This window comes from Roseibium aggregatum (genome assembly GCF_014692675.1).
Lineage (GTDB): Bacteria > Pseudomonadota > Alphaproteobacteria > Rhizobiales > Stappiaceae > Roseibium > Roseibium aggregatum_C.
In genome coordinates this window covers 1-4,553 of the sequence record NZ_JABFCZ010000060.1, presented here as the reverse complement: position 1 = coordinate 4,553, position 4,553 = coordinate 1, and the positions used below count along the sequence as shown (strand labels likewise).

Annotated in this window: 5 protein-coding genes and 3 pseudogenes; 1 reads left to right on the top strand and 7 read right to left on the bottom strand. The window is 57.3% G+C overall.

The genetic code is table 11. From position 1 onward, the window contains the following. Positions 1 to 104, top strand: a 104-nt coding sequence (locus HK439_RS26120; protein ID WP_190294281.1) for a transposase domain-containing protein, incomplete at its 5' end; no start/stop codon positions are given. Positions 105 to 128: 24 nt separating this feature from the next. Here HK439_RS26120 and HK439_RS26115 read toward each other — a convergent pair. The 7 genes and pseudogenes from HK439_RS26115 to HK439_RS26085 all read right to left on the bottom strand — a co-directional run. Beyond that, positions 129 to 654, bottom strand: a pseudogene (locus HK439_RS26115) (AAA family ATPase); the annotation flags it as partial. Further along, positions 628 to 789: pseudogene (locus HK439_RS26110) on the bottom strand (transposase); the annotation flags it as partial. The pseudogenes HK439_RS26110 and HK439_RS26115, both read right to left, overlap by 27 nt. Before the next feature lie 73 nt (positions 790 to 862). Beyond that, positions 863 to 1,672 (bottom strand): dTDP-4-dehydrorhamnose reductase, encoded by an 810-nt coding sequence (rfbD, locus tag HK439_RS26105; RefSeq protein ID WP_190294421.1) that lies wholly within the window; start codon positions 1,670 to 1,672, stop codon positions 863 to 865. Then, the gene (rfbB, locus tag HK439_RS26100; RefSeq protein WP_190294420.1) at positions 1,669 to 2,754 is read right to left on the bottom strand and encodes a dTDP-glucose 4,6-dehydratase; all 1,086 of its coding nucleotides are present in this window, start codon (positions 2,752 to 2,754) and stop codon (positions 1,669 to 1,671) included. The genes rfbD and rfbB overlap by 4 nt, the downstream gene beginning before the upstream one ends. A gap of 3 nt (positions 2,755 to 2,757) precedes the next feature. Further along, a complete protein-coding gene (gene rfbC, locus HK439_RS26095; protein WP_328804249.1) occupies positions 2,758 to 3,324 on the bottom strand; it encodes a dTDP-4-dehydrorhamnose 3,5-epimerase in 567 nt (188 codons plus the stop codon). Continuing rightward, positions 3,324 to 4,199 carry a glucose-1-phosphate thymidylyltransferase RfbA gene (gene rfbA, locus HK439_RS26090; RefSeq protein WP_190294418.1) on the bottom strand — a complete coding sequence of 292 codons (876 nt, stop codon included), beginning with the start codon at positions 4,197 to 4,199 and terminating at the stop codon, positions 3,324 to 3,326. The genes rfbC and rfbA overlap by 1 nt, the downstream gene beginning before the upstream one ends. Before the next feature lie 245 nt (positions 4,200 to 4,444). Next, positions 4,445 to 4,553 (bottom strand): annotated as a pseudogene (locus HK439_RS26085) (IS5/IS1182 family transposase); the annotation flags it as partial.

The following is a 4,553-nucleotide window of genomic DNA, read 5'->3' as shown; positions in this document are numbered from 1 at the left end:
AGCTTGATCCCCACGCCTGGCTCACACAGACCCTCGAGCGCATCGCCAACGGTTGGCCCAATAGCGACATCGGCGCTCTCATGCCCTGGAACTACAAGAGCTGAACGGCCGCAGCTTCGCGCTTACGTTTCAAGCGGCGCATGCTCGTCGTCATAACGGATGGCACCGTAGATCGTGTCGTTGCCGTTAAGATCGAATTCCGGCTGATAGCCGAGCAGCGAGGAGAGAGAGGCCTGCGGGTCGAGAACCACCACCAGCACCCGGTTGCCCTGCATGGCGAGATATTGTGCCAGGTAGGTGGAAGTGGAGGTCTTGCCCGAGCCGCCTTTGAAATTGTTGATGGAGATGACCCGAAACTGCTCGCCGCGGGCCCGATCGCGTTGCCTCGGATAAGGCCCGGGTTTTGGTCGTGCCGGCGCCATGCTGGGACACCAGATGAGCTCGCAGGGCATTGATCTCGGCGAGCGGATAGAAGCGGCGGCGGCGCTCGTCCGTGGCAGGGGAGGAGCCGCCGCCAACCAGGGCAAGTTGACGCAGATAGCCGTCGGACACACCAATCAGCATCGTTGCCTGACCGCAGGTAAAAGATAGGATGGCTTTCTGGCTCGCTGGAGGAAATAGCCGCGCCCGCAACTCGTACGGCAGCAACCTGGCGTGCTTCTTCTTCCAGTTGAAATATGTCGCCTGGCTGATCCCAGCCTTCCAGCAGATCTCCGCGACTGGAACACCATCGTCGCTCTGCTTCAGAATGAACGCCTTCTGCGCGACCGAAAACTTTGACGCCTTCATCGCTTCTGCTCCTTGGCCCAGCCGGGATCCTATCGCGGAAAACTCCGGTCAAACACGATCCAGTTTTCAGGGATCAGAGCAATCTCGAATTCCTTGGCCGCTTAGCTTTGGTCGGGTAATCTGCAGTCGTTATAGCCTTGACCTGACAGCTTGGCCCGCCGGTCGCAGCACTCTCGGCGAAAATCTGGCGCGCGAAGCTGCACCAGGTCATCGCTTTCGGGCCAACGAGGTGAATCGTTTCACCGAGATTTTTCCGGCCCCCGGCAGCCCAGTCGGCGCAAATGGCTAGAAGCCCATCTGCAATGTCATATGCCGAGGTCGGATTACCGATCTGGTCGTCGACCACGGAAATTTTGTCGCGGGTTTCGGCCAGGCGAAGCATGGTCTTGTAGAAATTCTCGCCATAGGAACTATAGACCCAAGCAGTGCGGACGATGAGGAAATCGGGCGTCGCCGCCCGCACGGCTTCCTCGCCGGCCAGCTTGGTCTTGCCGTAAACGCCAATCGGGTTGACCGGATCTGACGGCAGATAGGGGCTGTCCTTCTCGCCATCAAAGACATAGTCGGTCGAGATCTGGATGATCCGAGCGCCCAGAGCGGCAGCTTCCTGCGCCAGGATGCCCGGCGCCACTCCATTGATCGCCATGGCGAGCTCTGGCTCGTCCTCGGCCTGATCTACCCCCGTATAGGCAGCCGCGTTGAGGATCACGTCCGGCCGAACGCCGCGCACCGCAGCGCGGATGGTCTCCGGCTCAGCTAGATCCAGCACCACTTCGGTTCCCGAACGCGCGGCAAAAACCAGGTCCAGCGCCGGATGGTCCGTCGCCTTGTCTGCGAGACAGCGAGCCACCTGCCCCTCCTTACCGGTGATCAGGATTTTCATAGGGCGCTTTCAGAAATGTTTTCTCCCGGCCGTAGGGTTCCAAGACGCTGATAGCCCTGTTTCTCACGGATGGGTCCCCACCACCAGTCATTTTCGAGATACCAGTCGACAGTCGCTTCAAGGCCGCTTTCGAATGTCTGGGACGGTTCCCAATCGAGCTCCCGCTTAATCTTCGAGGCATCGATCGCATAGCGCCGGTCGTGTCCCGGGCGGTCGCTGACCATTCGAATGAGATCAGCGTAAAATGCCCCGTTGACCCGAGGGCGCTTGCGGTCGAGGATGGCGCAAATACTGGACACCACATCGATGTTCCGCCGCTCCGCATTACCGCCGATATTGTAGCTTTCGCCCAGCACGCCGGCTGTCGCGATCAGATGCAGAGCCCGGGCGTGGTCCTCCACAAAGAGCCAGTCGCGCACGTTTTCACCTTTGCCATAGACCGGCAGCTCACGCTCATCCAGGGCATTGAGAATGACCAGTGGAATGAGCTTTTCTGGGAAATGGAAGGGGCCATAATTGTTGGAGCAATTGGAGAGCACCACCGGCAAGCCGTAGGTCTCGTGCCAGGCGCGCACCAGATGATCCGATGATGCCTTGGAAGCAGAATAGGGCGAAGAGGGAGCGTAGGGCGTCTCTTCGGTGAAGACGCCGCTATCAAAAGGCAGATCACCGAACACCTCGTCGGTGGAAATGTGATGGAAGCGGAAGGACTTTCGCTTCTCGCTGCTCAGCTCCTCATAATAGGTCCTGGCGGCGTTGAGCATCTGGAACGTGCCGACCACGTTCGTCTGGATGAAGGCATTGGGCCCGTCGATGGAACGGTCCACATGGCTTTCGGCGGCAAGGTGCATGACAATGTCGATGTCATGGGCGCGCAACAGGTCCAGTACACGTGCTCCGTCGCAAATGTCTCCCCGAACGAACTTGTAGTTCGGCTGATTGTCGATGGATTTCAGGGATGCGAGGTTGCCTGCATAGGTCAGCTTGTCAAAGTTCAGGACAAAATTCGACGGATCAGATGCCACATGCCGACACACGGCCGACCCAATAAAACCGGCCCCGCCGGTGATCAGAAACCGCATTGGCTAGTCTCCGTATACAAAACCGGTCTCTATATCTGCGAGCAGTGGTGCCGTCTTGTCTTTCTCCGACAGGATAACGGAGGACCGATCGACCGGCCAGTCGACTCCGATCTCCGGATCGTTAAAATTGATCGAACGGTCGCATTCCCGGGAATAATAGTCGGTCACCTTATAGAGTAACTCCGTGTTGGGCTCCGTTGTTACGAAGCCATGGGCAAAGCCCTTGGGCACCAGGACTTGGTTCCATTTTGCTGCCGAAATCTCCACTCCGACCCATTTGGCAAAGGTAGGCGATCCTTTGCGGATATCGACGATGACATCGAACACAGCGCCGCGCGACACCCGAACCAACTTGTCCTGGGCGAAGGGCGGGGTTTGGAAATGCAGCCCCCGCAAAACACCCTTTTCGGTGGATAAGGAATAATTGTCCTGGACGAACTCAAGCGTGATGCCGGCCTCGGCGAAGACGCGCGCATTGTAGGTCTCGGAGAAGAAGCCCCTTAGATCTCGATGGCGATCAGGCAGGATCTCGATCACCCCATCCAGGCCAAGAGGATTGAACTGCGGCACTATTTCTTCTCCTCGACGCATTTGCGCAAATAGGCACCGTAACCGGATTTGCCGAAAACATCTGCACGCGCCAAGACCTGTTCACTGGACAGCCAACCGTTTTCGAACGCAACCTCCTCCAGACAGGCCACCTTGAAACCCTGACGGTGTTCAATGGTCCGAACGAAAGCTGAGGCCTCATGCATGCTGTCTACGGTGCCAGTGTCCAGCCAGGCATAGCCTCGGCCCAGCGTTTCCACTCGCAGCTTACCTGCTTGTAAATAAGCCATGTTAACGTCCGTGATTTCCAGCTCGCCGCGCCGAGACGGTTTTACACTCGCCGCGATATCGAGAACGTTATTGTCATAAAAATAGAGGCCGGTCACCGCCCAATTCGACTTGGGTTGCATCGGCTTCTCCTCAATGCCGAGCGCCGTCCGCGTCTGCGGATCGAACTCAACGACGCCGTAACGCTCCGGATCCACTACATGATAGGCAAAGACAGTGGCACCATCGGTCTGGGCTGCAGCCCGCCTTGCGATTGTAGACAGGCCCGCACCATAATAGATGTTGTCGCCAAGAATGAGTGCGCAAGGATCCTTGCCGACAAAGTCCCGACCTATGATGAAGGCCTCTGCCAGCCCGTTGGGGGAGCGCTGCTCAGCATAGGAGAGGGATAGGCCGAAAGCGGACCCGTCGCCGAGCAAGTCCTGGAAGACAGGCAAGTCACGCGGTGTAGAGATGATTAGGATTTCGCGGATATCGCCAAGCATCAACACGCTCAGCGGATAATAGATCATCGGCTTGTCATAGACAGGCAGGATCTGTTTTGAAACGGCCATGGTGAGCGGGTAAAGCCTCGTTCCGCTGCCGCCTGCAAGAATAATGCCCTTCAAGAAAAACGCTCCGAAGAATAACTGACCCCACACTGCGATGGGCTATTGTTTAGCGGAGACGAGAAGATAAGTCGATTGACGAAAAAGAGTCTATCGAGCCGAATCCATTGCAGCCAAAGATATGCATGCCGCTTGGACATGTCCATCAAATTTGTGAACCGGCATGCAAAATTGCCCCCTTATCGGGGTGATTGGCTTCCAAAAATGCCTAGGATCTGTTGACAAAGTCTAGGGTTCAGACTCAATCATAGCCAGAAGGCGACGAGAGCGGCCAGGGCGACGGCGGAGAGGAAGTTTCTGGCGAGCTTGTCGTAGCGGGTTGGGACGCGGCGGAAGTCCTTTAGTCGGCAGAAT

Coding starts and splice junctions, on each gene's coding strand:
- rfbB (WP_190294420.1), bottom strand. CDS start 2,754: ATGCGGTTTCTGATCACCGGCGGGGCCGGTTTTATTGGGTCGGCCGTG.
- rfbD (WP_190294421.1), bottom strand. CDS start 1,672: ATGAAAATCCTGATCACCGGTAAGGAGGGGCAGGTGGCTCGCTGTCTC.